General features: G+C 67.3%; 26 protein-coding genes and 2 pseudogenes. 15 read left to right on the top strand and 13 right to left on the bottom strand.

Annotated elements, in window-relative coordinates:
• Positions 1-113, top strand: a pseudogene (locus MLGJGCBP_RS53715) (MerR family transcriptional regulator); the annotation flags it as partial.
• A 526-nt stretch (positions 114-639) separates the two neighbouring features.
• On the opposite strand, the gene MLGJGCBP_RS11415 reads toward MLGJGCBP_RS53715, so the two are convergent.
• Entirely contained in the window at positions 640-1,233 is a 594-nt protein-coding gene (locus MLGJGCBP_RS11415) for a PadR family transcriptional regulator (protein ID WP_160095640.1), read from the bottom strand.
• 137 nt (positions 1,234-1,370) lie between these two features.
• Here MLGJGCBP_RS11415 and MLGJGCBP_RS11410 point away from each other — a divergent pair, with 137 nt between their 5' ends.
• On the top strand, positions 1,371-2,597 hold the full coding sequence (locus MLGJGCBP_RS11410) for a glycosyltransferase family 87 protein (protein WP_160095638.1): 1,227 nt from the start codon (positions 1,371-1,373) through the stop codon (positions 2,595-2,597).
• Positions 2,598-2,712: 115 nt separating this feature from the next.
• Positions 2,713-2,991 carry a DUF2277 domain-containing protein gene (locus tag MLGJGCBP_RS11405; protein ID WP_160095636.1) on the top strand — a complete coding sequence of 93 codons (279 nt, stop codon included), beginning with the start codon at positions 2,713-2,715 and terminating at the stop codon, positions 2,989-2,991.
• Positions 2,992-3,061: 70 nt separating this feature from the next.
• Here the strand turns inward: MLGJGCBP_RS11405 and ipdC are convergent, their stop codons facing one another.
• From ipdC to echA20, 4 genes are read right to left on the bottom strand one after another with little or no spacing between them, the layout of a single operon-like run.
• Positions 3,062-4,123 (bottom strand): (3aS,4S,5R,7aS)-5-hydroxy-7a-methyl-1-oxo-octahydro-1H-indene-4-carboxyl-CoA dehydrogenase, encoded by a 1,062-nt coding sequence (gene ipdC, locus MLGJGCBP_RS11400; protein WP_160095634.1) that lies wholly within the window; start codon positions 4,121-4,123, stop codon positions 3,062-3,064.
• A complete protein-coding gene (ipdB, locus tag MLGJGCBP_RS11395) occupies positions 4,120-4,881 on the bottom strand; it encodes a cholesterol ring-cleaving hydrolase subunit IpdB (RefSeq protein ID WP_160095632.1) in 762 nt (253 codons plus the stop codon). The genes ipdC and ipdB overlap by 4 nt, the downstream gene beginning before the upstream one ends.
• Complete coding sequence (gene ipdA / locus MLGJGCBP_RS11390) at positions 4,878-5,771, bottom strand: cholesterol ring-cleaving hydrolase subunit IpdA (protein WP_160095630.1); 894 nt, start codon at positions 5,769-5,771, stop codon at positions 4,878-4,880. The genes ipdB and ipdA overlap by 4 nt, the downstream gene beginning before the upstream one ends.
• A 5-nt stretch (positions 5,772-5,776) precedes the next feature.
• The gene (echA20, locus tag MLGJGCBP_RS11385; RefSeq protein ID WP_160095628.1) at positions 5,777-6,553 is read right to left on the bottom strand and encodes a (7aS)-7a-methyl-1,5-dioxo-2,3,5,6,7,7a-hexahydro-1H-indene-carboxyl-CoA hydrolase; all 777 of its coding nucleotides are present in this window, start codon (positions 6,551-6,553) and stop codon (positions 5,777-5,779) included.
• An 80-nt stretch (positions 6,554-6,633) separates the two neighbouring features.
• Here echA20 and MLGJGCBP_RS11380 point away from each other — a divergent pair, with 80 nt between their 5' ends.
• From MLGJGCBP_RS11380 to MLGJGCBP_RS11355, 6 genes are all read left to right on the top strand, one after another.
• Complete coding sequence (locus tag MLGJGCBP_RS11380) at positions 6,634-7,404, top strand: SDR family oxidoreductase (RefSeq protein WP_442972091.1); 771 nt, start codon at positions 6,634-6,636, stop codon at positions 7,402-7,404.
• On the top strand, positions 7,401-8,315 hold the full coding sequence (locus tag MLGJGCBP_RS11375) for an SDR family oxidoreductase (RefSeq protein WP_160095624.1): 915 nt from the start codon (positions 7,401-7,403) through the stop codon (positions 8,313-8,315). Before MLGJGCBP_RS11380 ends, MLGJGCBP_RS11375 begins: the two co-directional genes overlap by 4 nt.
• A gap of 210 nt (positions 8,316-8,525) precedes the next feature.
• Complete coding sequence (locus MLGJGCBP_RS11370; protein ID WP_160095622.1) at positions 8,526-9,389, top strand: LLM class F420-dependent oxidoreductase; 864 nt, start codon at positions 8,526-8,528, stop codon at positions 9,387-9,389.
• Positions 9,390-9,478: 89 nt separating this feature from the next.
• On the top strand, positions 9,479-10,726 hold the full coding sequence (locus MLGJGCBP_RS11365) for a glycosyltransferase family 4 protein (protein ID WP_160095620.1): 1,248 nt from the start codon (positions 9,479-9,481) through the stop codon (positions 10,724-10,726).
• Positions 10,720-11,460, top strand: a complete 741-nt coding sequence (locus MLGJGCBP_RS11360; protein ID WP_011597010.1) for a class I SAM-dependent methyltransferase — start codon at positions 10,720-10,722, stop codon at positions 11,458-11,460. Before MLGJGCBP_RS11365 ends, MLGJGCBP_RS11360 begins: the two co-directional genes overlap by 7 nt.
• On the top strand, positions 11,457-12,545 hold the full coding sequence (locus MLGJGCBP_RS11355; protein ID WP_160095618.1) for a prenyltransferase: 1,089 nt from the start codon (positions 11,457-11,459) through the stop codon (positions 12,543-12,545). The genes MLGJGCBP_RS11360 and MLGJGCBP_RS11355 overlap by 4 nt, the downstream gene beginning before the upstream one ends.
• Here MLGJGCBP_RS11355 and MLGJGCBP_RS11350 read toward each other — a convergent pair.
• The 5 genes from MLGJGCBP_RS11350 to MLGJGCBP_RS11330 are packed head-to-tail and all read right to left on the bottom strand — an operon-like array spanning position 12,521 to position 16,708.
• Positions 12,521-13,183 carry a class I SAM-dependent methyltransferase gene (locus MLGJGCBP_RS11350; protein WP_160095616.1) on the bottom strand — a complete coding sequence of 221 codons (663 nt, stop codon included), beginning with the start codon at positions 13,181-13,183 and terminating at the stop codon, positions 12,521-12,523. The two genes, MLGJGCBP_RS11355 and MLGJGCBP_RS11350, sit on opposite strands and share 25 nt — an antisense overlap.
• Complete coding sequence (locus MLGJGCBP_RS11345) at positions 13,180-13,572, bottom strand: carboxymuconolactone decarboxylase family protein (RefSeq protein ID WP_087558137.1); 393 nt, start codon at positions 13,570-13,572, stop codon at positions 13,180-13,182. The genes MLGJGCBP_RS11350 and MLGJGCBP_RS11345 overlap by 4 nt, the downstream gene beginning before the upstream one ends.
• Positions 13,569-14,450, bottom strand: a complete 882-nt coding sequence (locus MLGJGCBP_RS11340; RefSeq protein WP_160095614.1) for an NAD(P)-dependent oxidoreductase — start codon at positions 14,448-14,450, stop codon at positions 13,569-13,571. Before MLGJGCBP_RS11340 ends, MLGJGCBP_RS11345 begins: the two co-directional genes overlap by 4 nt.
• Positions 14,447-15,196: an SDR family oxidoreductase gene (locus MLGJGCBP_RS11335; protein ID WP_160095612.1), complete on the bottom strand. Its 750-nt coding sequence runs from the start codon at positions 15,194-15,196 to the stop codon at positions 14,447-14,449. The genes MLGJGCBP_RS11340 and MLGJGCBP_RS11335 overlap by 4 nt, the downstream gene beginning before the upstream one ends.
• A gap of 42 nt (positions 15,197-15,238) precedes the next feature.
• Positions 15,239-16,708 carry an aldehyde dehydrogenase gene (locus tag MLGJGCBP_RS11330; protein ID WP_160095610.1) on the bottom strand — a complete coding sequence of 490 codons (1,470 nt, stop codon included), beginning with the start codon at positions 16,706-16,708 and terminating at the stop codon, positions 15,239-15,241.
• A 113-nt stretch (positions 16,709-16,821) separates the two neighbouring features.
• On the opposite strand from MLGJGCBP_RS11330, the pseudogene MLGJGCBP_RS11325 reads away from it, so the two are divergent.
• From MLGJGCBP_RS11325 to MLGJGCBP_RS11310, 4 genes and pseudogenes are all read left to right on the top strand, one after another.
• Positions 16,822-17,709, top strand: a pseudogene (locus tag MLGJGCBP_RS11325) (SDR family NAD(P)-dependent oxidoreductase).
• Positions 17,710-18,178: 469 nt separating this feature from the next.
• Positions 18,179-19,372, top strand: coding sequence for an NAD(P)-dependent malic enzyme (locus tag MLGJGCBP_RS11320; RefSeq protein ID WP_160095608.1), 1,194 nt, complete (start codon positions 18,179-18,181; stop codon positions 19,370-19,372).
• A 385-nt stretch (positions 19,373-19,757) separates the two neighbouring features.
• Positions 19,758-21,998, top strand: a complete 2,241-nt coding sequence (locus MLGJGCBP_RS11315) for an NADP-dependent isocitrate dehydrogenase (protein WP_160095606.1) — start codon at positions 19,758-19,760, stop codon at positions 21,996-21,998.
• A 234-nt stretch (positions 21,999-22,232) separates the two neighbouring features.
• Positions 22,233-22,547, top strand: a complete 315-nt coding sequence (locus MLGJGCBP_RS11310; protein ID WP_160095604.1) for a hypothetical protein — start codon at positions 22,233-22,235, stop codon at positions 22,545-22,547.
• A gap of 43 nt (positions 22,548-22,590) precedes the next feature.
• Here MLGJGCBP_RS11310 and MLGJGCBP_RS11305 read toward each other — a convergent pair whose 3' ends face one another.
• From MLGJGCBP_RS11305 to MLGJGCBP_RS11295, 3 genes are all read right to left on the bottom strand, one after another.
• Positions 22,591-23,172 carry a Clp protease N-terminal domain-containing protein gene (locus MLGJGCBP_RS11305; RefSeq protein WP_160095602.1) on the bottom strand — a complete coding sequence of 194 codons (582 nt, stop codon included), beginning with the start codon at positions 23,170-23,172 and terminating at the stop codon, positions 22,591-22,593.
• Positions 23,173-23,232: 60 nt separating this feature from the next.
• A complete protein-coding gene (locus MLGJGCBP_RS11300; protein ID WP_160095600.1) occupies positions 23,233-23,760 on the bottom strand; it encodes a hypothetical protein in 528 nt (175 codons plus the stop codon).
• 103 nt (positions 23,761-23,863) lie between these two features.
• Positions 23,864-24,466, bottom strand: a complete 603-nt coding sequence (locus MLGJGCBP_RS11295) for a TetR/AcrR family transcriptional regulator (RefSeq protein ID WP_160095598.1) — start codon at positions 24,464-24,466, stop codon at positions 23,864-23,866.
• Positions 24,467-24,550: 84 nt separating this feature from the next.
• Between MLGJGCBP_RS11295 and MLGJGCBP_RS11290 the strand changes: the two genes are divergently transcribed.
• Both MLGJGCBP_RS11290 and MLGJGCBP_RS11285 read left to right on the top strand, forming a co-directional pair.
• The gene (locus tag MLGJGCBP_RS11290) at positions 24,551-25,768 is read left to right on the top strand and encodes a cytochrome P450 (RefSeq protein ID WP_160095596.1); all 1,218 of its coding nucleotides are present in this window, start codon (positions 24,551-24,553) and stop codon (positions 25,766-25,768) included.
• Between the two features lie 63 nt (positions 25,769-25,831).
• A complete protein-coding gene (locus MLGJGCBP_RS11285) occupies positions 25,832-26,392 on the top strand; it encodes a TetR/AcrR family transcriptional regulator (RefSeq protein ID WP_160095594.1) in 561 nt (186 codons plus the stop codon).
• The last annotated feature ends 1 nt before the right edge of the window (position 26,393 follow it).

Here is a 26,393-nt window from a genome sequence, read left to right as displayed (position 1 = left end):
TCGAGTCCGCGTGCCGCATCATCATCCTCGAAGACCAACTCGCCGAGGCCCGACGCCTCAACGCCGAACTCCAACACCCCACAGCGGATGGGCCCCACCCCGCACCCCACTGAAACACCGCCCCCTGTTCGGAACGCCATCGCGAGGCCTATTCCTGGGGATGTCGCCCTTCCCCAGCCTCACCCCGAGCCTTTCCGTGAACGGGCTGTCCGTATCAGCCAGCGCTGCACCACGTGCGCCTCGGCGGGCGGGCCGTTCAACCCCCGATTGGTGCTCGGAAACCATGTGTCAGTCCTCGACAGAGGATTGGTCGAGATTGCAACAATGGAACTGTGACCGATGCAAGCACGTCCCCACCTCCGGAGAGCGACATACTTGCCGTGATGATCCGGCCACCGGCACCGGTTGCACCAAACTCAGTCCGGCAGCGACCAGGAGAACACCGCTGTCGCCCCGAGCAGCCGGCGGTGAGACTCCCTCACGAGTCCACAAGGTCGGCGGGAAGGTGGTGCGGCGTCGGCAAGGGTGTCCGTGTCGGTGGGTTCAGGACCGGTCCCTAGCCCACCGACACATACGTACGTATGAGGAACTGCGGCGCGTCGCCCGTTGGGCTGCCGGGGTGGATGCCGGACGGGAGGCTCACGCGATCACGTCGTGGATCGGCGGTGCGGGCCACGCGAGGCGACCGTCGCGGATACCGGCGATCGTCGACGCGATCCAGTCCAGTTCGGCCCGTGCCGTATGGAGCGCGTAATCCGCCTCGACGACGAACAGGGCCGGCACTCCGTCGTTGAGCGCTCGGGTGAGCTTGTCCTGGTCGGATTCGATTCTCGCGGTGAGACTTTGCGCGCGTTCGGTGAGCGCGTCGACGGCGCCCTCGCGTCCCAGTGTACCGAGATAGCTGATCGCGGCGAAGAACGGTGAGAACTCCCGTGCGGCGCTGCGGATCTGGACGTCCAGTCGGCTCACCAGTTCCGTGCGCCCGGCATCGGTGAGGGCGTAGACGGTGCGGGCGGGCCGCCCTTCGCGTTGTGCACGTTCGTGTTCCTCGATCCAGCCCGCTGCCGCGAGGGCGGCGACCACATTGTTCAGCGACCCACGGTTGAGCGGCCACTGTCCGTCTTCGCTGCGCTCGCGCAGCGTGACCTCCACCTGGTAGGGGTGCATCGGCGATTCGAGGAGCAGGCCGAGCACCGGCAGGACGAGGGGGTTGTCGAGCACGCGTCCAGGCATGGTCGAAATATACCAGTCTAAATAAACTATGACGAAGCACGCGTTTCGGACGGCACGACCTCGCCTTTGTCACGATTGGGTCACGGCCCGCTACGGTGGATCGTTGACCACGACGCCGATCATGAAAGAACAAATTCTTGTTACAGAGTGAATCGAAGTTCAGGGATTATCGTCTCCATGCCGTCGCGCTCCTCGTGGGCGTCCTCTCCGTGGGGGTGGTGGCCTACCGAGAGTTCGATGCGGCAACGGGCTACCTGATGGACCTCTCCGTGTTCCGCGACGCCGGCCACGCCTTCGTCAGCGGGCTGCCGCTCTACTCCGCGGACTTCCCGAGCAGTTCCGGGTTCAGGTTCATCTACGCACCGTTCGCGGCGATCCTCTTCGCGCCGATGGCGGAGATCGACCCCGCGGTCCTGCAGGCGCTGTGGTGCGCCCTCAACCTCGGGCTCGTGTGGTGGATGGTCAAGGTGGCGCTGTCGAAACTCGACGTCGGCCGCCCCGAACTTCTCGCTCTGCTGTCGATGGGGCCGGTACTGCTCCTCGAGCCGATGCGCTCGAACTTCGACTTCGGTCAGATCAACATCATCCTGATGGCGCTCGTGGTCGCCGACTGCACCGGGGTGATCCCGAAGAGGTTCCGCGGAATCGCGATCGGCCTCGCCGCGGCAATCAAGATCACCCCGGCAGCCTTCCTGCTCGTCCTGCTCGTCCGCCGCGACTTCCGCTCGATCGGACGGTCGCTCGCCACGATCCTCGTCACCGTCGGACTCGGTTTCTGGCTCCTGCCGCGGTCGTCGGTGTGGTTTTGGACCACCGAATTCTTCGCCACCGGCCGTGCGGGCGCGCCCGACTTCTTCCGCAACCAGGCCGTCACCGGCGTCATCGCCCGGCTCGGGGCGGAGGGCAGGATGGCCAGCATGCTCTGGGTGCTCAGCGCGGCCGTCATCGTCTCCGCCGCCGCGTGGTCGGCGTACCGGTTCACCCGGTCGGGTGAACACCTGATCGCACTGTCTGTCGTGGCCCTGGCGTCGCTGCTCGCCGCGCCGTTCGCCGTCACCCACCACTGGGCGTACAGCATCCTGCTGATTCCGATCTTGATCGCACCGCAGTACCGCAGCTGGCGGCCGCTGATCGGCGCCGCGACGCTGATCTTCCTGATCGGCCCCAACTTCGTGCTGCAGTCGTCCTCGTCCGGCTGGGTGGAGGCCGCCGTCCGCGAGGTGATCGGCAGCTCGCAGTGCCTCGTCGCCCTGGTCCTGCTCGGCGCCGCCGTCGTGGCCGCGCGGTCGCGCACCCCGCTCCCGGACGTCGAGACCGACGCCGTGCACGCGGACGCCGATGCCCTGGAGCCTGCCCGCAGCTGACACCCCGCTTTCCCGCCGGGCGAATGTACCTTCGGGCGCCTCGGCAACGCCGAGAGGTACATTCGCCCGGCGCCGACGAGCCGCGCGGACGACCGGGCGGCGCTATCGTCGAGTCATGTGCCGAAACATCACCGAGCTGCGCGGACTCGAACCGGCGGCCACCGCGGAGGAGATCGAGGCGGCGGCGCGTCAATACGTCCGGAAGGTCAGCGGAATCCAGAAGCTCTCCGACGCCAACCGTGAACCGTTCGAGGAGGCGGTTGCCGTCGTCACCGAGGCCACCACGAAACTCCTCGCCGCATTGCCTGCGCGCAAGCAGCCACCGCAGACCGTGCCCCCGCTGCGACGGCCGGAGGTCCGGGCGCGCATCGCGGCGAAGGCCGCTTCTTCCTAGCCGGACGAACGGGACGCTCGTTGCGTCAGATCCAACGAGCGTCCCGTTCGTTCGGGCTCAAGCTCAGTCCTCAGGCGCGCAGGCCGCCGAGTGCGTCGATGCGTTTGATCGCGTCGGCGACGATGCCGTCGATGAGGTCCTTGCACGTGGGCAGGTCGTCGAGCAGTCCGACGACCTGACCGGAGGCGAGGACGCCGGCGTGGGTGTTGCCGTCGACGAGTCCGGCCTTGAGCAGCATCGGGGTGTTGGCGGCCATGATGATCTGCTGCCAGGTGCGGTCGCCGGACTTCTTCATGGCGAGACCGTCCTTGACGAGCGTCGACCATTTCATGCCGGTCATGGCCTTGAATTTCGACGCGTTGCGGGCGGCGGCGACGAGCCCGCGGACGTTGCCGGAGTGTTCGAGGCTGTCGACGAGTTCGGTGTTGAGGACCCGGTGGGGCATGCCGTCGACCTTGCGGGAGACGGTGGTGTCCTGCAGTCCGCGGGCGAGGTATTCCTGTTTGACGGAGTCGGGGACCGTCGATTCCTGGGTGAGTAGGAAGCGGGTGCCCATCGCGACGCCGGCGGCGCCGTACGCGAGGGCGGCGGCGAGTCCACGGCCGTCGTAGAAGCCGCCCGCGGCGACGACGGGAATGTCGACGGCGTCGAGCACCGACGGCAGCAGCAGGGTGGTGGCGACGGGGCCGGTGTGACCGCCGCCCTCACCGCCCTGCACGATGACGGCGTCGGCGCCCCAGGACGCCACCTTCTTCGCGTGTTTCGCGGCACCGATCGACGGAATGACCACCACCCCGGCGGCTTTCAGCTTCGCGATCAGTTCCTGCTTGGGGGCGAGAGCGAACGACGCGACGCGCACGTTCTCCCGGATGAGCAGGTCGATGCGTTGCGGGGCGTCGGTGGCGTCGGCGCGGATGTTCACCCCGAAAGGCTTGTCGGTGAGTGTCTTCGTCTTCGTGATCGCGGCGGCGAGTTCGTCGTACGTCATCGTGGCCGACGCGAGGATGCCGAGACCGCCGGCGTTGGCGGTGCCCGCGACGAGACGCGGTCCGGCGACCCAGCCCATTCCGGTCTGCACGACCGGGTGTTCGACACCGACCAGTTCGGTCAGTGCGGTGCGGAGCGTGCTCATACCGATACCTCCCGGTCGCGCAGGCTGCGGGGGTCGAGGACCTCGCGGATCAGCCGCAGTTCTTCCTCGGACGGGTCCCGGGTGACGGGTGCGTCGTCGAGACCGGCGACCTCGAACGAGGTGTTCTCGGCGACCTGTTCCGCGGTGACGCCGGGGTGCAGCGACAGCGCCCGGAACGTGTGTCCGGGTCCGCCGAAGTCGAAGACCCCGAGGTTGCTCACCACCCGGTGCAGGTGGTGGAACCGGTAGGCCGGATTGTCGGGGTCGATCTGGTCGTAGCCGACGCCGGAGACGATGTCGACCTTGTCGCAGAACACCCGCGACGTGTGCTTGCCCACCCAGTAGCTGGTGGGGTGGTTGATTGTGTTGCCGGGCGCGCCGCGGACGCCGAACATCTGCCGGGTCGGCTGTTGCAGCGGGCCGAACGCCGAGAGGTTCTGGTTACCGTGCCGGTCGATCTGGTTGGCGCCCATCACCACGTGGCGGCGACCGGATGCGACGACGTCGAACACCTTCCGGAACGGCATCCAGCCCTCGATCGGTGCCTTCGCGCCGACGGCGGGGGTGTCGGCGAAGATCAGCGCTTCGCCGTCGGTGATGAGCAAATCCGGTTCGGTGGTCAGTCGTGCGAGGCGGGCGCCGATCAACGGCAGCGTCGCCATGGGGCTGGCCATGATCTCGCCTGCGCCGGAGAAGATCTCGGCGCACGCGATCGCGCAGTACTCGGCGCGGGTGACGGCGGTGGTCGTTTCGGTCATGCCTGGGACTCCTCTGCAAATCGCTTCACGGCCGCCTGGTAGTCGTCCTCGCTGCCGGACAGGTAGGTGTCGACGAACTGCTGCCATCCCTCGGGGGTCTTGGCGGATTCGGCGTAGTGGCGCTGGAACTTCTCGTCGCGGCCGTAGCTGTCGCCTGCGAGGGTGAAGTGGGCGCCGTTCGGTGCCTCGACGACGCCCTCGACCATCATGCGGTTGAGGATCAGGTTCTGCAGCGGAACGGTTTTCACCAGTTCCTCGGTCTCCACCACGCGTTCGACGGAGACGAACCGCTTCTCGGCGGCCGCGCAGTACAGGTCGTCGAAGTACGGGTCGACTCCGGTGTAGGCGGCGTTGCCGTGCTTGTCGCCCAGATTCAGATGCACCAGTGCCGCATCGAGATTCAGGGCCGGCATCGCAATCAGCGTCTCCGATTTTCCGGACGCGTCGGGGTAGGGGGAGGTGACGGTGCGCAGTTCGTCGCCCCAGAAGTTCCGGACGTCGGAGCCGAGTCCGGCGCGGATCGGCAGGAACGGTAGCCGGGCAGCGGCGGCCTCGAGTCCGCACTTGACCATGCCCTCGTCCATTTCGCGGACCTCGATCTCGCCGCCGGTGCGCGCCTTCGCGAACCACGGGTCGTAGAACGGGGCCGAATCGAGGGACACGAAGCCGTAGTACGCCTTCTTGACCTTGCCCGCCGAGCAGAGCAGCCCCAGGTCGGGGCCGCCGTAGGTGACGACGGTGAGGTCGGTGACGTCCGAGCGCAGCAGCGCCCGGACCAGTGCCATCGGCTTACGGCGCGAACCCCAGCCGCCGAGGCCGATGGTCATTCCGCTGCGCAGTTCCCCGACCGCGTCGTCGAGCGACATTCTCTTGTCGCGCTTGCTCGCCATCGATGTCAGCCTTTCCTGTTGTTCGAGTTGGAGCGGGGTTTGCCGGTTTCGACGAACTCGTCGCGGTGCTCGTCCGCGACGCCCGCCAGGTTGAGTTCGAAGGTGTAGCCCTGCTCGAGGCGGTAACTGGTCTTGACGTCGACGGGGTCGATGCCGTTGATCGCCTCTTTGGCGCAGCGGATGACCCGGGTGTCCTTGGCCGCGATCTTGGCGGCGATGTCGCGGGCGGTGTCGTCGAGTTTCTCGCGCGGCACCACCTCGTACACCGACCCGAAGTGCTGGAGTTGCTGGGCGGTGACGTTCTGCGCCGTGTAGTACAGGGTGCGCATCATGTGCTGGGGGACGAGCCTGGCGAGGTGGGTGGCGGCGCCGAGTGCCCCGCGGTCGACCTCGGGCAGTCCGAAGACGGCGTCATCCGATGCCACGATCACGTCCGCGTTGCCGACCAGACCGATGCCGCCGCCGACACAGAACCCGTTGACGGCTACGACGACGGGCACGGCGCAGTCGTAGACGGCGGCGAACGCGGCCGCGCAGCCCCGGTTGGCGTCGACCAGCGCGCCGTACCCGTCGGTGGCCTGCATTTCCTTGATGTCGACGCCGGCGTTGAACCCGCGTCCCTCCGCTCGCAGGATCACCACATGGGTGTCCGAGTTCCGGCCCGCGTCGAGCACGGCGTCGGCCAGCTCGAACCAGCCCCGGGAGGGGATGGCGTTCACGGGCGGGTAGTCGACGGTGACCGTGGTGATGCCCCCCGGATCTGTCTCGCTCCGAATTCCCACTGCATTTCTCCTCGTCAGATCCGCACTTCACGCACCAAGCAATTGCTTGGTAGGGTAGCACGATGGAAACAGGTTCCAACATGACCGGAAGTGTCGTGCTCGTGACCGGCGGAGTTCGCGGGGTGGGCGCGGGCATCAGCCGCACCTTCCTGCGCGCGGGGGCGACGGTGGTCGCCTGCGCTCGACGGCCGGGCGACGACCCCGTGGAGGTGGACGGACGCGCCGCCGAATTCCTGCCGTGCGACATCCGCGACCCGGAGCAGGTGCAGGGTCTCGTCGACCGGATCGTCGAGCGCCACGGCCGCCTCGACGTGCTGGTCAACAACGCAGGCGGGGCGCCGTTCGCCCTCGCGGCGGACGCGAGCCCGAAGTTCCACTCGAAGATCGTCGAGCTGAACCTCCTTGCCCCGCTGCTCGTCTCGCAGGTCGCGAATGCTCAGATGCAGACGCAGGATTCGGGTGGCGCGATCGTCAACATCTCCAGCGTCAGCGGGTCGCGGCCCTCGCCCGGCACCGCGGCGTACGGGGCGGCGAAGGCCGGGGTCGACAGTCTGACCACCAGCCTGGCGGTCGAGTGGGCGCCGAAGGTGCGGGTCAACTCGGTGGTCGTGGGGATGGTCCGCACCGAACTCGCGCACCTGCACTACGGGGACGAGGCGGGGATCGCGGCCGTCGGGAACACGGTCCCGCTGGGCCGGATGGCCTGCCCCGAGGACGTCGGCAACTGCGCGGTGTTCCTGGCTTCACCGTTGGCGGCGTACGTCAGCGGTTCGACACTGACCGTCCACGGCGGCGGGGAACGTCCCGCCTTCCTGGCGGCAGCAACGGTATCTACAGAGGAGAAGGCATGAGTGGAGTGGTCGACGGTCGCGTCGTCATCGTGACGGGCGCCGGGCGCGGAATCGGACGCGCCCACGCGCTGGCGTTCGCCGCCGAGGGGGCGAAGGTCGTGGTCAACGACATCGGGGCCGGACTCGACGGTTCCGCGACGGGGGAGAGCCCCGCCGAGCAGGTGGTCGCGGAGATCGTGGCCGCGGGCGGCGAGGCCGTCGTCAACGGCGACGACGTCGCGGACTGGGCCGGGGCCGAGAACCTGATCCGGACGGCGATCGACACGTACGGGCGGCTCGATGTCCTGGTGAACAACGCCGGGTTCCTGCGCGACCGCATGCTCGTCGGGATGAGCGAGCAGGAGTGGGACGCCGTCGTGCGCGTGCATCTCAAGGGACATTTCGCGACGCTGCGGCACGCGGCCGCGTACTGGCGGGCCGAGGCGAAGGCGGGCAATCCGGTCGACGCCCGGATCGTCAACACCAGTTCCGGTGCCGGACTGCAGGGCTCGATCGGGCAGGGCAACTACGCCGCCGCGAAGGCGGGGATCGCCGAGCTGACAATCCAGGCGGCCGCGGAGTTGAGGAACTATGGCGTCACCGTCAACGCGATCGCACCCGCCGCCCGCACCCGGATGACGGTCGGCGCCGGCGGCGCGATGGCCGAGGCGATGGCTGCCCCCGAGGAGGGCTTCGACGCGATGGCGCCGGAGAACATCTCCCCGCTCGTCGTGTGGCTGGGCAGTGTGGAGTCGAAGGACGTGAGCGGGCGGGTGTTCGAGGTCGAGGGGGGCAAGATCACCGTCGCCGAGGGCTGGCGGCACGGTCCCACCCAGGACAAGGGCGCGCGCTGGGAGCCGAAGGAGATCGGGCCCGTCGTCGCCGACCTGCTCGCGAAGGCGGAGGACCCGGTCCCGGTCTACGGCGCCTGAGCAGGTGAGCGGCAATGCGTGCCCCAGCACACATCGCCGCTCACCTGCCCGACCTGCCCCGGACGAACGGGACGCCCGTTGCGTCAGATCCAACGAGCGTCCCGTTCGTCCGGCCGCGCGGAGAACTGGAGAGTTGTTTGGACACATTGATAAACAGGTGTCCAGAAGTTACTGTGCATGAAGGAAATGGCTCTCGGCCAAGGAGAATTCGTGAAATTCGGCATAACGTTGTTTACGAGTGACCGCGGGATCGAGCCGGCCTCGGCCGCGAGGGGTGCAGAGGCCAATGGATTCGACTCGTTCTACGTGCCCGAGCACACGCACATTCCGGTGAAACGCGATGCGGCGCATCCGCAGACGGGCGACGCGTCGCTGCCCGACGACCGGTACATGCGCACCCTCGACCCGTGGGTGGCGCTCGCCACGGCGGCGGCGGTCACCGAGCGGATCGAACTGGGCACGTCGGTGGCGCTGCCCGTCGAGCACGATCCGATCACGTTGGCCAAGACGATCGCCTCGCTCGACCACCTCAGCGGCGGGCGGGTGATCCTCGGCGTGGGGTACGGGTGGAATCTGGACGAGCTCACCGACCACAACGTCCCGCCGGGGCGTCGCCGGACGATGCTGCGGGAATACCTCGAGGCGATGCGCGCGCTGTGGACGCAGGACGAGGCGTCCTACGACGGCGAGTTCGTGAGCTTCGGTCCGAGCTGGGCGTGGCCGAAGCCGGTGCGGGTGCCGCCGGTGGTCGTCGGCGCCGCAGGCAACGACAAGAACTTCAAGTGGATCGTGAAGTCCGCCGACGGCTGGATGACCACTCCGATCGAGCAGGACATCGACGACCGCGTCGCCGCGCTGCGACGGATGTGGCACGAGGCCGGCAGGGACGGCGAACCGCGGATCGTCGTGCTCGACGGCAAGCCGGACGTCGACAAGTTGCGTCGCTGGAAGGACCTCGGCGTCACCGAAGTGGTGTACGGAGTGCCCGACCGCAGCGAGGAGGAGGTCCTCGCCTACCTCGGACGCCTGGCGGGAAAACTCGAGGGATTGCGCGAGTCGACCGCGGTGGGGTGAGTGAGTGCGGTTGGATGGAACGAGGACACACTCGGGTAAGAACGTGTTCTAGTATTGCTTGCCAGTTGCTCGAGGAGAGGCCGAAGTCCGTGCGCATCGCACTCTTGTCGTACCGAAGCAAGCCCCACTGCGGTGGGCAGGGTGTGTACGTCCGCCATCTCAGCCGTGAGCTGGTCGAACTCGGCCATCAGGTGGAGGTGTTCTCGGGCCAGCCGTACCCGGACGTCGACCCCCGGGTGACGCTGACGAAGGTCCCCAGCCTCGACCTGTACCGCGAGCCGGATCCGTTCAGAACGCCGCACCCGCGCGAGTTCCGCGATGCCGTCGACGTGCTCGAGGTCGCGACCATGTGGACGGCCGGTTTCCCGGAACCGCTCACGTTCAGCCTCCGGGCAGCGCGACTGCTGAAGGAGCGCGCCGACGAGTTCGACGTGGTGCACGACAACCAATGCCTCGGCTACGGACTGCTGCAACTCCAGCGGGCCGGGCTCCCCGTCGTCGCCACCATCCATCACCCGATCACCCGCGACCGCGAACTGGATCTCGCGTCGGCGAAGTGGTGGCGCAAGGTGACGGTCCGCCGCTGGTATGGCTTCCTGCGCATGCAGAAACGGGTGGCGCGAGCCATCCCCGCGCTGCTGACGGTGTCGCAGTCGTCCGCCGACGACATCAGTGCCGCGTTCGACGTTCCCGCCGCGAACCTGCGGACCATCCCGCTGGGTGTCGACACCGAGGTCTTCCGACCCCCGTCCGCCGCGCGGGTGCCGGGCCGCATCGTGTGCATCGCCAGCGCCGACATGCCGCTGAAGGGGGTGTCGACGCTCCTCGAGGCGGTCGCGAAGGCGCACACCGAGCGCGCCGTCGAACTGGTGCTGGTCACCAAGCTGGCACCCGGCGGCGTCACGGAGAAGCTCATCGAGGAATTGGCCATCGGCGACGTCGTCCGCACCGTGTCGGGCATCGACGACAGCGAATTGGCGGCGCTGCTGGCGTCGGCCGACGTCGCGTGCGTCCCGTCGCTGTACGAAGGTTTCTCGCTGCCCGCCGTCGAGGCGATGGCGTGCGGTACCCCGCTGGTCGCGAGCCGTGCAGGTGCCATTCCCGAGGTGATCGGAACGGACGAGGAGGCGGGGGTGCTGGTGACGCCCGGCGACCCGCAGGAACTCGCGGACGTGCTGGGCGCGTTGCTCGACGATCCGCAGCGCCGCGCCCGGCTCGGGGGCGGTGGCCGCCGCCGCGTGCTCGAGCGCTACAGCTGGGCCGCAGTGGCCGCGACAACCGCGCAGACCTATGCCGAAGCGATAGCGCAGACCCGTCAAGGAGGCCGATCGTGCTGACAGTGGACTTCGACCGGCTGGGTGTGAAGCCCGGCGACAAGGTGATCGACATCGGGGCGGGTGCCGGACGGCACTCGTTCGAGCTGTATCGACGCGGGGCCGACGTCATCGCCTTCGACCAGAACGCCGACGAACTCGCGGATGTCGAGAAGATGTTCGTGGCGATGGCCGAGGTCGGTGAGGTCCCCGCGGGCGCCTCGGCGCGGGTGGAGGTCGGCGACGCGCTGAACCTGCCGTACGAGGATGCGACGTTCGACGTCGTCCTCATCTCCGAGGTGCTCGAACACGTTCCCCGCGACGGCCGCGCCATCGCCGAGCTGACCCGCATCCTCAAGCCGGGTGGTGTTGCAGCGGTGACGGTTCCGCGGTGGCTGCCGGAGAAGATCTGCTGGGCGCTGTCCGACGCGTACCACGAGGTGGAGGGCGGCCACGTCCGCATCTACCGCGCCGACGAACTGGCGGAGAAGCTCACCGCCGCCGGGCTGGAGGTCCGGGGCCGGGACCACGCGCACGCCCTGCATTCCCCGTACTGGTGGCTCAAATGTGCGGTGGGGGTGGAGAACAACGACAATCCCCTCGCGAAGGCCTACCACCAGGTTCTGGTGTGGGACATGATGAAAGCGCCCTGGCTGACGCGCACCGCGGAGAAGGTGCTCAACCCGGTGGTCGGCAAGAGCGTCGTGTTCTACCTCGAGAAGCCGAGGGAACCGAGCGTGGTGAAGGCGCCGCGGTGAGAGCCGCCGACGTCCCGTCGGTGCCGAACGTGCTGTCGGAGAGCCAGGTCAGGCAGACGGCACGGTCGATCGCGGCAGCGCAGGAGTCGTCGGGGGCGCTGCCGTGGTTCGCCGGCGGGCACACCGACCCGTGGGATCACGTCGAATCCGCCATGGCCCTCTCGGCGGCCGGGCTGCTCGACGAGGCGGAGGGTGCGTACGAGTGGTCGCGGCGCACGCAGCGACCGGACGGTTCGTGGCCGATGAAGTTCCGCGACGGAACCGTCGAAAATCACGATTCCGACAGCAACTTCTGCGCGTATCTCGCGGTGGGGGTGTGGCACCACTACCTGATCACCGGTGACCGGAACTTCGTCGACAGGCTGTGGCCGTCGGTGCAGGGCGGCCTCGACCTGGTCGTCGACATGCAGGCGCTCAGCGGCGAAATCTGGTGGGCCCGCGGCGAGAACGGCCAGGACTGCACCGAGGCGCTGCTGACCGGGAACTCCAGCATTCACCACAGCCTGCACTGCGGTCTCCTGCTCGCCCGGTTCGTCGACGACCCGCAGCCGGAATGGGAGTTCGCGAAATACGCACTCGGCCACGCGATCAGGCAGCACCCGGAGTCGTTCGCGATCAAGGACGAATACTCCATGGACTGGTACTACCCGATCCTCGGGGGCGCCGTCCGCGGTGAGACCGCATCGGACCGCATCGATTCGCGGTGGGACGACTTCGTGGTCGAGGGACTCGGCATCCGCTGCGTGGACCACCGGCCGTGGGTGACCGGCGCCGAAACGTGCGAGCTGGTGCTGGCACTCGACGCGATGGGGGAGCACACCCGCGCGCTCGCGCAGTTCACCGCCATGCAGCACCTGCGGGACCCGGACGGCTCGTATTGGACCGGTCTCGTCTACAGCGACGGCAAACGGTGGCCGGTCGAGCAGACCACATGGACGGGCGGGGCAATGATCCTCGCCGCGGACGCGTTGTCCCGCACCACGCCCGGACACGGAATCTTCCGGGACGCGGCGCTGCCCGTGGGACTACCGATCGGCCTCGACCGGTGCGGCGACTACTGTCAGGCCAGCGGTTCGCCGGTCTGACCGCCCACCCGCTCGAGGACGCGCAGCGACCCGGTGACGGACGTTTCCTTGAATTGTCTTGTCGCCAGTGCTCGTTCGTAGATCTCGAACGGCGGTCGCCCACCGTCGGCGGGGTTCGGGAACACATCGTGGATCACCAGGGCGCCGCCCACGGTCACCCACGGCGCCCACCCCTCGAGATCCGCCGACGCCGCTCCCGACGTGTGCCCGCCGTCGATGAACACGAAGTTCACGGGGGTGCGCCAGAACGTCGCCACCGTCGACGACCGGCCCAGCACCGCCACCACGTACTCCTCGAGCCCCGAATCGGCCATCGTGTGCCGGAACCGGCCGACCGTGTCGAGAAGACCGGTGTGCGGGTCGACGAACGCCGGTTCGTGATACTCCCAGCCCGGCTGGTGCTCCTCGGAACCGTGATGGTGATCGACGGTGACGACGCGGGCGCCGCGCGCCCTCGCCGCCGCCCCGAGATAGATCGTCGAGCGGCCGCAGTACGTGCCGATCTCGACGCCCACCCCGCCGGGAGTCAGGTACTGCATCGCGGCCTCGTGCAGGGCCGTCCCCTCGTCCTCCGGCATGAAGCCGGGGACGGAGTCGGCGAGTCGAAGTAGCTCTGGTGTCAGATGTTCGGTGCTCATGTGGCCTCTGCGTCCGGGGCGGCCGCTCTGGCCGCTTTCTTCCGCTTGTGTAGCACTCCGCCGATCATCGCGTCGAGTTTCGTCCCCAACGGCCAGCCCACGTAGTGGCACAGGAACAGGGCGATCTCGCGGAGTTGGTCCTCGTCCAGTTCCTCGTTGTGCAGGGCCGCGCCCACCTGGATCTCGGCGACGTCGACGAGTCCCTGCGCGGTGAGCGCCCCGAGCAGCAGAAGCCGGCGGTCGCGGATGCTCAGCCCGGGCCGCGACCAGATGTCGGCGAACAGGTGGTCGGCGGTGACGGCGAAATGCGCGCCGGGGCCGTCCTGCATCTCGAATCCGTAGACCTTCTCCATCATGGCCAGGCCACGGGTGCGGGTGTCGTCGGTCATGGCTGCTCCTCCTCGTCCTCGTTCACGGTGCTGTCGACGCCGAGTCCCGGACCGAGACCCGACAGCGCGAGGCGCGCGAGTGGCAGCGCGACGTCGAGTCGGGCGCCGAGCCCGATCGCCAGCGACAGGTCCTTCTCCCCGAGGTCCCGGACGTGGGACATGATCGGGTACCAATTGTCGTCCTCGTCGAGCGCGTCGGTGGTGTCGCGGAGCATGATCGCGCCGGCGCCCCCGGTGATCGCGTCGGTGTGGCGGACCACCTTGCCGAGTTCGGTGATGTCGAGTCCGGCGGCCTCGGCGAGTCGCTGCGCCTCGGCGGCGGCGGTGAACGAGACGAAGTGCAGCAGGTTCCGGGCCAGCTTCATCCGGGTGCCCGCGCCCACGTCGCCGGCGTGCACGACCAGTTCGGCCCAGTGCCCGAACGGTTCCCGGACCTTCTCGAACGCGTCGTCGCTCGCCCCGACCATCACCGCCAGCTTCCCCTGGTGTGCCCCAGGGGCGCCGCCGCTGACGGGTGCGTCGATCAGGTCGACGCCGTGCGCCCGGCACCGGTCGGCGAGTTCGACGGCGGTGACGTCGCTGATGGTGGAGTGCACCGCCACGACCGTGCCCGGTCGCGCGGTGTCGAGCAGTTCGGTGACCACCGCGCGGACCTGTTCGTCGTTCAGCACGGTCACCGAGATGACGTCCGCGTTCGCCGCGACCTCCCGCGGATTCGTCGTGATCGTCGCGCCCGCCTTGCGGAACGGTTCCAGCGCCTCCGGCCGGGTGTCGCACACGACGAGTGTGCCCGGCCGGTCGAGCAACCGCTTCGCCATCGGCGCACCCATGTTGCCGAGCCCGATGTAGCCGACGGACACCTGTTCTGTCGTGGTCATCGGAAGATCTGTCCGCCGTCGACGTTGAAGATCTGCCCGGTGATCCAGGCGGCCTCGTCGGAGAGGAGGAACAGGCAGGCGCCGACGAGGTCGTCGGGGGTGCCCATTCGTTTGAGCGGCAACGTTTTCACCATGTCTGCCACCATATTTCCCGGCGTCACGGTGCGGGTGGCTTCGGTGTCGATCGGCCCGGGCGCGATGGCGTTGACCCGGATGTTCATGCCGCCCACCTCGTGAGCCAGTTGCTGGGTGAGTCCGTTGATCCCGACTTTCGCGAGGCCGTAGAAGCCGGAGTACAGCCACGCCGCGGTCGACGACTGATTGACGATGGAGCCGCCCCCGCGCTCGTTCATCGCCGGCCACACGGCGCGCGTCACGTTGAGGGCGCCGTCGAAGTTCACGGCCATGAACTTCTTGTAGTAGTCCCACGGCACCGTGATCAGCAGGTCGAGTTTCATGCCGCCGTAGATCGCGGCGTTGTTCACCAGATGATCGATTCCGCCGAACTTCTCGACGGTGAACGCCGCGAGTTCCTGTGCCGAGGCCTCGTCGGCGACGTCGACGTCCTTGAACACCGCGATCCCGCCGTCGGTACAGATCTGCTTGGCCACGGTCTCGCCGAGTTCCGCGTTGAGGTCGGCCACCACCACGTTGGCGCCCTCGCGGGCGAGGGCGCGCGCGTACCCCTCGCCGATGCCCTGTGCGGCGCCGGTGACGATGGCCGTCTTACCGTCGAAACGTCCCATATCGATTGACTCCCTGCACTATCGGGCCGGCTCGCCGGCGTATTATCGGGCCGGCTCCGCGACCAGCTTGGTTTCCAGGTATTCCTCGAAACCGGCCACACCCATCTCGCGGCCGATCCCGGACTGCTTGTAACCGCCGAACGGGGCGTCGGCGGAATACCAGACGCCGCCGTTGACGCTGAGCGTCCCGGTGCGCACGCCCTCGACCACGCGCTGCACCCGTACGGGATCCGTGCCCCACACCGACCCGGACAGCCCGTACGGCGAGTCGTTGGCGATGCTGATCGCGTCCTCGTCGCCGTCGTGCGGAATGATCACTAGCACGGGCCCGAAGATCTCTTCCCTCGCCACCCTTGCGGTGTTGTCTAGGCCGCTGATCAGGGTGGGTTCGACGAAGAATCCGCGCTCCCGATCGGCGGGGCGTCCGCCGCCGACCACGATCGTGCCGCCCTCTTCCCGGGCGAGTCGCAGGTATTCCTCGACCCGGGCGCGTTGCCGGGCGGAAATGAGTGGCCCGCAGATGGTACCGGGGTTCGCAGGATCGTCCGCGTTCAGTCCGCCGAGTGTGCGGGCGGTGGCCTCGACTGCCTCGTCGTACTTCTCACGGGGAACCAGCAACCGGGTGGTGATGGCGCAACCCTGCCCCGCGTGGGTGGACACGGTGAACGCGGCGATCCCGCACGCCCCGGCGAGGTCGGCGTCGTCGAGCACGATGAACGCGGATTTGCCGCCGAGTTCGAGGAAGACCTTCTTCAACGACTGGGACGCCGCCGCCATGACGGCCTTCCCCGTCGTGGTCGAACCGGTGAACGACACGAGGTCGACGCGGGGGTCGGTTGCGAGTTGCGCGCCGAGGGCATGGTCGCTCGACGTGACGATGTTGACGACGCCCGCCGGGAGATCGGTCTCCTCCGCGATGAGATGCCCGACGAGGGCAGCGCACCAGGGGGTGTCGGGGGCCGGTTTGAGCACTACCGTGTTGCCGGCCGCCAGCGCGGGGCCGATCTTGGCGAAGTTGATCTGGTGTGGGAAGTTCCACGGTGTGATGGCGCCGACCACCCCGACGGCCTCCTTGAGGACGCGGCGGCGGGTCTTGATGCCCATCGGTTCGGCGACGCCCAGATCCTGTTCCCAGGCATAGCTTTCGGCGAGGTCGGCGAAATAGCCAAGGTCGGCCACCGGGCCCTCGAGTTGCGGTCCGCTGGTGAGGAAGGCGGGCGCGCCGACCTCCGCGATGGTGAGCTCGCGCAGTTCCTCGATGTGGGACTGCAGTACTTCGCGCAGCTGTCGCAGGCAGCGGGCGCGGAAGGCGTGGTCGCTGGACCACGTGGTGTGGTCGAATGCTCGCCGGGCCGCGGCGATCGCGGCGTCCATGTCGGACTCGGTCGCGTCGGCGGCCCGTCCCAGCACTTCCTCGGTGGCAGGGTTGATCACCTCGAACGTGCCGCCGGAACCGGGAATCAGTTTGCCGTCGATCAGGAGAGCAGAGCTGTCGGTGGGGCGCAGAGTCATGGATTTTCGCTTCCGAGTCGGGTGAGTGTCACAGCGATCTCTGAAAACTGGACATGTGTCTGGACTATAGTTTGAACAACTGGATGCCGCAATGATCAGTTCCCGGAGGCGCGATGACGACAGGCGAGAAGAGGCGACTGGACGGGCGAGGGGCCGTCGTCACCGGCTCGAGCAGAGGGATAGGGCGGGCGGTGGCGCACGTGCTCGCAGCGTAGGGGGCCGGTGTCGTCGTCAACGGCCGCGATCGGAACGCGGCGGAGAAGGTGGCCGACGAGATCGTGCTCCGAGGCGGCCGCGCGATCGCGGTGGCGGGTTCGGCCGCCGACGACGGCGTCGCGGAGGCGCTGGTCGACGCCGCGGAATGCGCGTTCGGTGACGTGGACGTCCTGATCAACTGCGCGGGCGTCGCGGAGCCCGCCGGTTCGTCCATTCTCACCGTCACCGACGAGCAGTGGCGGGAACTGATCGACGCGCACCTGACGGCGACGTTCCGCACGTGCCGGGCCGTCGCGCCGCTGATGGCCGAACGAGGAAGCGGAGCGATCGTGAACACGAGTTCGTTCGCATTCCTGGGCGACTACGGCGGAACCGGATATCCCGCGGGCAAGGGTGCCGTCAACAGCCTGACCCTCGCCATCGCCGCCGAACTGGCCGAATCCGGCGTGCGCGCCAACGTCGTATGTCCCGGCGCGAAGACGCGACTGTCCGAGGGGGAGGAGTACGAGCAGCACATCGAGGACCTACACAGGCGGGGAATGCTCGACGACGCAACGCGATACGGCTCACTGCATCCCGCGCCCGCGGACTACGTCGCCCAGCTGTACCTCTTCCTCGCCAGCGACCTCGCCGCAGGCATCACCGGGGGAATCTTCGCCGGATCAGGTTGCTTCGTCGGCAGATTCGACCGACCGACTCCGACCCTGATGGCCTACCGCGACCACACGACCGAGCCGCCGTGGTCGCTCGACGACCTGGCGGAGCTGGTGGGTGCGGTCACCTGACTCGAGAGGGTGCTCGATACACCAGCGATGCCTATAACTACGTTTGAGGGGCTCAAAGTAAGTTAAGGCGGCGCACCACAGAGCACCCGCCACAGTTGCAGTCACACCCCCGCAGTCGCCGATTCGCGGACCGACACCTCTCCGCGGCGTAGGCTGCGATTCCGGTGAGCATGTACTCCAATGGTTTTGCGCCGCCAATCATGCCTGCCGCACCGTTGGGTCTCGTCGATCGTCAACTCGTGCCCGCGCGCGGTGACCGTCGTGCCATGTGGCGGGACGAGCGCGTCCACGACCAGTTGCTCCAGTATTCAGCACGTCTGCAAGCCATTCGATCGCATCTGTCCCGCTGTCGTCGTGGAGCAGTGACGCCACGGGAGGTGGGAGCTCCCTGGGCCGCGCACGCCCACGCCGATCGATTGTGACGACACGCTGACGTGGGTTGTCGATACGGAAAGGGAATGGGTAGAGAATGACCACCGTGTCCGAACCCACCGCATCGCAGAAGGTCGAACTGACCGACGAGGAGATCTTCGCCGGCCACGTCGGGGGGAAGCTCTCCGTCGAGACCACGGCCGCCCTCGATTCGCAGCGCGCCCTGTCCATCGCCTACACCCCCGGTGTCGCGCAGGTGTCCCGCGCCATCCACGCCGACGAAACCCTCGCCGACCGCTACACCTGGACCAACCGCCTGGTGGTCGTCGTCTCCGACGGCTCCGCGGTGCTCGGCCTCGGTGACATCGGCCCCCGCGCCTCCCTTCCGGTGATGGAGGGCAAGTCGGCGCTGTTCAAGAACTTCGCCGGGCTGAACTCGATTCCGCTGGTCCTCGACACCAAGGACCCCGACGAGATCGTCGAGACCCTGATCCGGCTGCGCCCGAGCTTCGGAGCCGTCAACCTCGAGGACATCTCCGCACCCCGCTGCTTCGACATCGAGAAGCGCGTCATCGAGGCGCTGGACTGCCCGGTCATGCACGACGACCAGCACGGCACCGCCATCGTCGTCCTCGCCGCGCTGAAGGGCGCGGTCAAGGTCCAGGACCGCGACATCCGTGGGTTGCGGGTGGTCATCTCCGGTGCCGGCGCCGCCGGTGTCGCGTGCGCGAACATTCTGCTCGCCGCGGGGATCGCGGACGTGACCGTTTTGGACTCGAAGGGCATCGTATCGACGGACCGTCAGGACTTGAACGCCGTCAAGGTGGATCTGGCCGCGCGCACCAACCCGGCCGGTCGCCGCGGCGGCGTCGTCGAAGCCCTCGACGGTGCGGACGTGTTCCTCGGGGTGTCCGCGGGCACCGTCCCGGAAGAGCTCATCGCGACCATGGCGGAGAACTCCATCGTGTTCGCACTGTCGAACCCGGACCCGGAGATCCACCCCGACGTCGCCCGCAAGCACGCGGCGATCGTCGCCACCGGGCGCTCCGATTTCCCGAATCAGATCAACAATGTGCTGGCCTTCCCTGGTGTGTTCAAGGGTGCGCTCGACGCCGGTGCCCGGCGGATCACCGAGGGCATGAAGCTCGCCGCCGCCGAGGCAATCCTCTCGGTCGTCGGTGACGAGTTGGCTGTGGACAAGATCGTTCCCAGCCCGCTCGATCCTCGCGTTGCCCCCGCTGTGGCGGAGGCAGTTGCCGCCGCTGCTCGCGCAGAGGGCGTCGCCGGCTAGCGAGAACCCACCCGAGCACCCCGATCCGGAACCCGCACCCACGGTTCCGGTGTCGGGGTGTTCGTAAGTGCACGATGAAGGCTGTAATGCCAAGGGATGCAAGAATGTCAATCCCGATCGATACGCTGACGGTGGTCCGGGAGGCAGTAAATCCACGACAGTGTGCGGATGACAGTCCAGCCGATCTTCTCGCGGTCGCCTGCCAGGACTTCTGTCCCGGACCCGAACTGGACCCCAGGCTGCAGGGCGGTTTGTTACTCACGGGTAGCGGTGCTCGGACAAGTCGCCGGCGATGCCGCAACGTAACCTGATACTCGTCGCGATCCGATAACTGCACGCTGAACCTGTGAATTTAACCGAACTGACGCGGGAGAACAACAAACAAATGAGCGCCCATAAGCCGCCGACCATCATCTATACGTTGACCGACGAGGCGCCGCTGCTCGCGACGTACGCCTTCCTGCCGATCGTGCGGACCTTCGCCGGTGCCGCGGGCATCGAGATCGATTCCAGCGACATCTCCGTGGCGTCGCGGATCCTGGCAGAGTTCCCCGAGAACCTCACCGAAGAGCAGCGCGTCCCCGACAACCTCGCGGAGCTGGGTCGCCTGACGCAGCTGCCCGAGACGAACATCATCAAGCTGCCCAACATCAGCGCGTCCGTGCCGCAACTCCTGGCCGCCATCAAGGAACTGCAGGGCAAGGGCTACAAAATTCCCGACTTCCCGGACGACCCCAAGTCCGACGAGGAGCGCGACATCCGTCAGCGCTACGGCAAGATCCTCGGCAGCGCCGTCAACCCGGTCCTGCGTGAGGGCAACTCCGACCGTCGCGCACCCCGGGCTGTCAAGCAGTACGCCCGCAAGCACCCGCACAGCATGGACGAGTGGTCGATGGCCTCGCGCAGCCACGTCGCGCACATGCGGCACGGCGACTTCTACCACTCCGAGAAGTCGATGACGCTGGACCGGGCGCGCAAGGTCCGGATGGAGCTGGTCACGAAGGCCGGCGAGACGGTCGTCCTCAAGCCCGAGGTGGACCTGGGCGAGGGCGACATCATGGACAGCATGTTCATGAGCAAGAAGGCGTTGCTCGACTTCTACGAGGAGCAGATGGAGGACGCCCGCAAGACGGGCGTCATGTTCTCGCTCCACGTCAAGGCGACGATGATGAAGGTGTCGCACCCCATCGTCTTCGGCCACGCGGTGAAGACCTTCTACAAGGATGCCTTCGCCAAGCATCAGGCACTGTTCGACGAACTGGGCGTCAACGTCAACAACGGTCTCGGTGATCTCTACGACAAGATCGAATCACTGCCCAGCACGCAGCGCGAGGAGATCATTCAGGACCTGCACGACTGCCACGAGCACCGCCCCGAGTTGGCCATGGTCGACTCCGCCCGCGGCATCTCGAACTTCCATTCGCCCAGCGACGTGATCGTGGATGCCTCGATGCCCGCGATGATCCGCTCCGGCGGCAAGATGTACGGCGCCGACGGACGGCCCAAGGACGCCAAGGCCGTGATGCCGGAGTCCACGTTCGCGCGCATCTACCAGGAGATCATCAACTTCTGTAAGACCAACGGCGCATTCGACCCGACGACCATGGGCACCGTCCCCAACGTCGGGCTCATGGCGCAGAAGGCCGAGGAGTACGGCTCGCACGACAAGACCTTCGAGATTCCGGAGGAGGGCGACGCCAACTTCGTGGATGTCGAGACCGGTGAGGTGCTGCTCACCCAGCACGTCGAGGCCGGCGACATCTGGCGCATGTGCACCGTCAAGGACGCGCCGATCCGCGACTGGGTCAAGCTCGCGGTCACCCGGGCACGCAACTCCGGCATGCCGGTCCTGTTCTGGCTCGACCCGTACCGCCCGCACGAGAACGAGCTGATCAAGAAGGTCAACCTGTACCTGCAGGATCACGACACCGAGGGCCTCGACATCCAGATCATGTCGCAGGTGCGCTCGATGCGGTACACCCTGGAACGCCTGATCCGCGGTCTGGACACCATCGCTGCGACCGGCAACATCCTGCGCGACTACCTGACGGACCTGTTCCCGATCCTGGAACTCGGGACGAGCGCCAAGATGCTGTCGATCGTGCCGCTGATGGCCGGCGGCGGCATGTACGAGACGGGTGCCGGCGGCTCGGCGCCCAAGCACGTCAAGCAGTTGGTGGAGGAGAACCACCTGCGCTGGGATTCGCTCGGTGAGTTCCTGGCGTTGGCCGTCAGCCTCGAGGAACTCGGCACCAAGACCGACAACGAGCGCGCGAAGATCTTGGCCAAGACGCTCGATGCGGCCACCGGCAAGCTGCTCGACGAGAACAAGAACCCGTCGCGCAAGACCGGTGAACTCGACAACCGGGGTAGCCAGTTCTACCTCGCGAAGTACTGGGCGCAGGAACTTGCCGCGCAGAGCGAGGACAAGGAACTGGCGGAACGTTTCGCCACGCTCACCCAGGCGCTGGACGAGAACGAAGACGCCATCGTGCGGGAACTCATCGAGGTGCAGGGAACCACGGTCGACATCGGCGGCTACTACAAGCTGGACGGCGAGAAGACCGCCGCCGTGATGCGTCCGAGCGCGACGTTCAACAGCGCGCTCGAGGCCGTGCGGGACTGAGCCTGAATCACGACACCCCCGGGTCTGACCCGGGGGTGTCGTGGTTTTCGGAGTTGTTTGCAAACAACGCAATTCGTCGATGATGTTGTCTAGATCGTGGCGACGGGGCGACGGCCGGTCGTGGTCGGTCCCACCCCGGTCGCGGTGCTACTGCTGGGCGCATCGCGGATGATGGGTGGTGTGGACGAGGTGACACCCGCAGGGTCGGGGAGGGGTTGGCGGATTTCTCTGGGCGTGACCGCAGGCTTGCTATTGGGATTCTTCGCGTATGCGCCGATGGTGATGGTGTGGCAGCGCTTCGCGGAAACTCCGCAGCCGCGGGTGTATCCGCACGGCTCGTTCACCTCGTTCGGATCTGATCCGCCTCCGGTCGAGTACTGGGTCAGTTGGGCGGGTCCGATGGTGATGGTCGTGGCATGCGGTCTGATGACGGTGCCGTGGCACGCGGCCCGGCAGTTCGCTCTGCCGTTGGTGTGCGCGTTCGTGCCGACGGCTGCCTTGGTGGCGTGGTTCTTCATCGGAATGGAGTTGTTCTTCGCCCCGGACTGACTGTGTTGCAGCGGTGTTGGGGCTCTGCAGTATTCGGCGGTGGCTACTCGGGTTGTTCGAGGGCGTCGACGATGCGGTCGTGAAGCCAGGTGTCGAGGCGTTGTCCGGCGGCGCGGGCGGCGAGATCGGCGCGGGTGTGTTCGACGTCGCTGAGTCGGATGGGGATCACGTGCGTGGGGCCGGTGGTCGGATGCTGTTCGAGTTCGCGGCGGAGGTGTTCGCGCATCTCGGTGATGCCGATCGGGGCGATCTCGGTGAGGATCCGTGACCCGGTGGAGGCGGGGTCGTCCAGGAGGGCGAGCAAGAGGTGGGCGGTGCCGATTTCCTCGTGCCCGAACAGCGCCGTCTGGCGCAGGCTGGATTCGATGATCTTCTTGGTCTTCGGGGTGAACGGGATGTGCCCGGTGGGGTCGAAGCCTTCGTCGGGGCTGATGTCGGTGAGCTTGCTCTCGACGGCGTGTGTGGTGACTTCCCAGGACGTGAGGGCGTCGCCGCCGGGTCCGCCGGCCTCGAGAATCCCGACGAGGAGATGCTCGGTGCCGACGGCGGGTTGGTGGTGTGTGCGGGCGGTCTCGGCGGCGACGATGACGACCCTGCGTGCGTGGTCGGAGAACCGTTCGAACATCCTCACCCTTCCTTGCCTGCGCCGCGGACGATCAGTGCGGTGTTTCAGTGACGAATGCGGTCAACTGCCGAAGATCTTGCCCAGATCACTCGCGTCGGGGACGGTTGCGGCGGGTGGCGCGGGGGCGACACTCGGCACCGTGACGACCGAGGATGCTTGCTCCACGGTGTAGGCGGGCATCGGGAACTGGACCAGGAATTGTTCGATGCCGGGGTAGTCGGACACCCACAGGGCTGGGTCTTCGCCCTCCCTCCCGCAGGAGGCGAGTGCGACGTAGGAGCCGTCGGGGACGTCGAGCACCGACTGGGTGGTCGTCCCGGGCGGTATGTCGTCTTGCTGGTAGAGGGATTGCCCGGGACCGACGACTTCGGCGATGGGTGGGAGCACGCCGTCGGGGGCGAGGGCGAGCGAGGTCGTGCAGCCGATGGTGGCACCGGTGTTGTTGGTGATCGTGTTGGTGACGGTCGATCCGTCGACGCCGAAGGCGTAGGTGACGTCGGTGGCTTCAGCGGCCGATGCCGGGGCGGCGGCGATTGCAAGGGGGATGGTCGCTGCGGCGAGGAGGGTGGTGCGGGCGATCGTGCGCATCTGTGTCCTGTTCGTCGGGCCGTGGGTCGTCCTCTGTGAATGGTGCAGCACAAAGCGACCGATCGGAATGGTTTCGGAGAATTGACGTCGCGGGCCGCTGCTCTCAGGACCGTGCGGGCGCGTGCTCCGGCCATCCGACGCTGGCGAGTGCGCCGCGCAGTACGGATTCGTAGATCGAGTCGAGGTCCAGTTCGTTGCCGAGGAAGTCGGTGTTCACCAGCATCACGAAGCCGTGCATGGCGGCGAAGACGCTGACGGCGGCGTCGAGGGTGTCCTCGGGCGGCAGTCCGCACGACGCCAGCATCGTGCGGAGTGCCGTGTTGGCGTCGAGTGCGGCAGAGATGAAGGCGTCCCGGTCGACGGGGCTGGTGGTGAGTGTCTGATACCGGTGCGGATGCGCGGTCGCCCAGGCGCGGTGCGCGTCGACGAGGGCGCGGAGCCCGTCGGGACCGGTTCGGCCCATGGCGATTTCGCGCAGATGCGCGCCGAGTTCCGTCATGGTGCGCACCTGGACGGCGCCGCGGATGTCGTCGAGGTTGCGGACGTGGTTGTACAGCGAGGCGGTGACGACGTTCAGCCGGGCCGAGAGGCTCGTCATCGACAGTTGCTCCCAGCCGAGTTCGTCGATGATCTCGATCGCGGCATCGACGACCTTGTCGCGGGTGAGGGTGCGACGTCGGATCGGTGCGTTCTGCCCTTTCGCCATGGCCTCAGCATACGGTCTTCCATTTTAAATGAAAGTATGTAGTTTAAGACGCATCCCATTCGTTTATCGATCGAGGAGCAGTGAATGACCGCATCTCGGATTGATCTGAAATCTCCCGATGTCTACACCGAGGGAGTGCCCTACGCGTTCTTCGACCACCTGCGGGCGAGCGAACCCGTCTACTGGCAACCCGAGGAGAACGGCACCGGATTCTGGGCGGTGACCAGGCACGCCGACGTCGTCGCCGTGTCCCGCGACAGCGCGACGTTCTCGTCGGCGGTGGGCACCACCCAGATCGACGACTTCGACGAGCAGACCCGCGCGAAGCAGGCCGCCATGCTCGTCAACCTCGACCCGCCCGACCACACCCGGTTACGGCAACTGGTCAGTCGCGGATTCACCCCGCGCATGGTCAAGGTGCTCGAGGGGCACATCCGCGACATCTGTACCCGGATCGTCGACCGACTCCTCGAGGCGCGTGACGTCGACTTCGTCCCCGAGGCGGCGGCGCCGCTACCGCTGGAGGTCATCGCGGCACTGCTGGGGGCGCCGCCCGGGGACGTCGACAGGCTGTACGACTGGTCCAACCGGATGATCGGGTTCGACGATCCCGAGTACGGCACCACCCAGGCCGACGGGGAGATGGCCGCCGCCGAGATCTTCCTGTACGCGAACGAGCTTGCCGCGCAACGCCGCATCGAGCCGCGGGACGACATCGTGACCAAACTTGTGCAGCCGGACGAGAACGGCGACACGCTCACCGAGATGGAATTCAACATGTTCTTCGTCCTGCTCGTGGTGGCGGGGAACGAGACGACGCGCAACGCGACCGCCGGTGGGATGCAGGCGTTCATCGATCACCCCGATCAGTGGCGGCGACTGCAGTCGGAGCCCGACCTGGCCTCGAGCGCGGTGGAGGAGATCCTGCGGTGGGTGACTCCGGTGATGGATTTCCGGCGCACGGCCACGCGGGACGCGTACATCGGCGACCAGTTGGTCCGGGCCGGCGACAAGGTGGTGATCTACTACCCGAGCGCGAACCGGGACGAGGCGGTGTTCGACGAACCGTACCGGTTCGACATCGGCCGGAGTCCCAACCCGCAGATCGCATTCGGCGGCAGCGGGGTGCACTTCTGCCTCGGCGCGCACTTGGCGCGGCTCGAACTGAGGATCCTGTTCGAGACCCTCGCCGCGCGGATCGACCACGTGGAACCCACCGGGCCGGTGTCCCGGCTGCGATCGAATTTCATCAGCGGCTTCAAGACGATGCCGGTGCGGATTCACCCGCGCAGTCCGGTGTGAGACCCCGATTTTCGTTGCCAGCCGCCAGCAACTGTAGTAGCGTCCAGACACGTGTCCAGTAGTATGAATTTCGAGTCGACCCGCCGCCGTCTGACCGAGAAGCAGGCCGACACCGTCGACCGCCTCACCAGGGCGGCAGTCGAAGTACTGCGTGAAGAGGGATTCGCCGGGCTCACCGTCCGCTCGGTGGCCGGGATCGCCGGTGTCGCGCCCGCGACGGCATACACGTACTTCTCCTCGAAGGAGCACCTCGTCGCCGAGGTCTTCTGGCGGCGTCTCGCCGGCTCGCCGCAGCCGGTGGACGACGGACTCGATCGCACTGGACGCGTCGTTGCCGTGCTCCGCCACATCGCCCTGCTGGTGGCGGACGAACCCGAACTCGCCGGAGCCGTCACCAACGCGCTACTCGGCCGCGACCCCGACGTGGAGCACCTCCGCGCCCGCATCGGGCTGGAGATCCGTGATCGCCTCGCCACCGCACTGGGCGAGGGCCACGACCCCGACGTCCTCGAGGCGCTCGAGCTGCTGTACGCCGGCGGCCTGGTCCGCGCGGGCATGGGATACGGGTCCTACGCCCAATTCGCCGATCGACTCGAAACTTCCGCCAAGCTGATTCTGGAGTAGA

Origin of the sequence: Rhodococcus sp. T7 (genome assembly GCF_009872365.1) — a bacterium.
GTDB lineage: Bacteria > Actinomycetota > Actinomycetes > Mycobacteriales > Mycobacteriaceae > Rhodococcus_F.
Note: the sequence above shows the minus strand (reverse complement) of the source record. Positions and strands in the feature narration are given on the sequence as shown.

What these genes read in the sequence shown, in the direction of transcription:
- MLGJGCBP_RS11415 (WP_160095640.1), bottom strand. Translation starts at nt 1,233, where the DNA reads ATGCCTGGACGCGTGCTCGACAACCCCCTCGTCCTGCCGGTGCTCGGC.
- MLGJGCBP_RS11405 (WP_160095636.1), top strand. Translation starts at nt 2,713, where the DNA reads ATGTGCCGAAACATCACCGAGCTGCGCGGACTCGAACCGGCGGCCACC.
- ipdC (WP_160095634.1), bottom strand. Translation starts at nt 4,123, where the DNA reads ATGAGCACGCTCCGCACCGCACTGACCGAACTGGTCGGTGTCGAACAC.
- ipdB (WP_160095632.1), bottom strand. Translation starts at nt 4,881, where the DNA reads ATGACCGAAACGACCACCGCCGTCACCCGCGCCGAGTACTGCGCGATC.
- ipdA (WP_160095630.1), bottom strand. Translation starts at nt 5,771, where the DNA reads ATGGCGAGCAAGCGCGACAAGAGAATGTCGCTCGACGACGCGGTCGGG.
- MLGJGCBP_RS11380 (WP_442972091.1), top strand. Translation starts at nt 6,634, where the DNA reads ATGACCGGAAGTGTCGTGCTCGTGACCGGCGGAGTTCGCGGGGTGGGC.
- MLGJGCBP_RS11375 (WP_160095624.1), top strand. Translation starts at nt 7,401, where the DNA reads ATGAGTGGAGTGGTCGACGGTCGCGTCGTCATCGTGACGGGCGCCGGG.
- MLGJGCBP_RS11350 (WP_160095616.1), bottom strand. Translation starts at nt 13,183, where the DNA reads ATGAGCACCGAACATCTGACACCAGAGCTACTTCGACTCGCCGACTCC.
- MLGJGCBP_RS11345 (WP_087558137.1), bottom strand. Translation starts at nt 13,572, where the DNA reads ATGACCGACGACACCCGCACCCGTGGCCTGGCCATGATGGAGAAGGTC.
- MLGJGCBP_RS11340 (WP_160095614.1), bottom strand. Translation starts at nt 14,450, where the DNA reads ATGACCACGACAGAACAGGTGTCCGTCGGCTACATCGGGCTCGGCAAC.
- MLGJGCBP_RS11335 (WP_160095612.1), bottom strand. Translation starts at nt 15,196, where the DNA reads ATGGGACGTTTCGACGGTAAGACGGCCATCGTCACCGGCGCCGCACAG.
- MLGJGCBP_RS11330 (WP_160095610.1), bottom strand. Translation starts at nt 16,708, where the DNA reads ATGACTCTGCGCCCCACCGACAGCTCTGCTCTCCTGATCGACGGCAAA.
- MLGJGCBP_RS11320 (WP_160095608.1), top strand. Translation starts at nt 18,179, where the DNA reads ATGACCACCGTGTCCGAACCCACCGCATCGCAGAAGGTCGAACTGACC.
- MLGJGCBP_RS11315 (WP_160095606.1), top strand. Translation starts at nt 19,758, where the DNA reads ATGAGCGCCCATAAGCCGCCGACCATCATCTATACGTTGACCGACGAG.
- MLGJGCBP_RS11305 (WP_160095602.1), bottom strand. Translation starts at nt 23,172, where the DNA reads ATGTTCGAACGGTTCTCCGACCACGCACGCAGGGTCGTCATCGTCGCC.
- MLGJGCBP_RS11300 (WP_160095600.1), bottom strand. Translation starts at nt 23,760, where the DNA reads ATGCGCACGATCGCCCGCACCACCCTCCTCGCCGCAGCGACCATCCCC.
- MLGJGCBP_RS11295 (WP_160095598.1), bottom strand. Translation starts at nt 24,466, where the DNA reads ATGGCGAAAGGGCAGAACGCACCGATCCGACGTCGCACCCTCACCCGC.
- MLGJGCBP_RS11290 (WP_160095596.1), top strand. Translation starts at nt 24,551, where the DNA reads ATGACCGCATCTCGGATTGATCTGAAATCTCCCGATGTCTACACCGAG.
- MLGJGCBP_RS11285 (WP_160095594.1), top strand. Translation starts at nt 25,832, where the DNA reads ATGAATTTCGAGTCGACCCGCCGCCGTCTGACCGAGAAGCAGGCCGAC.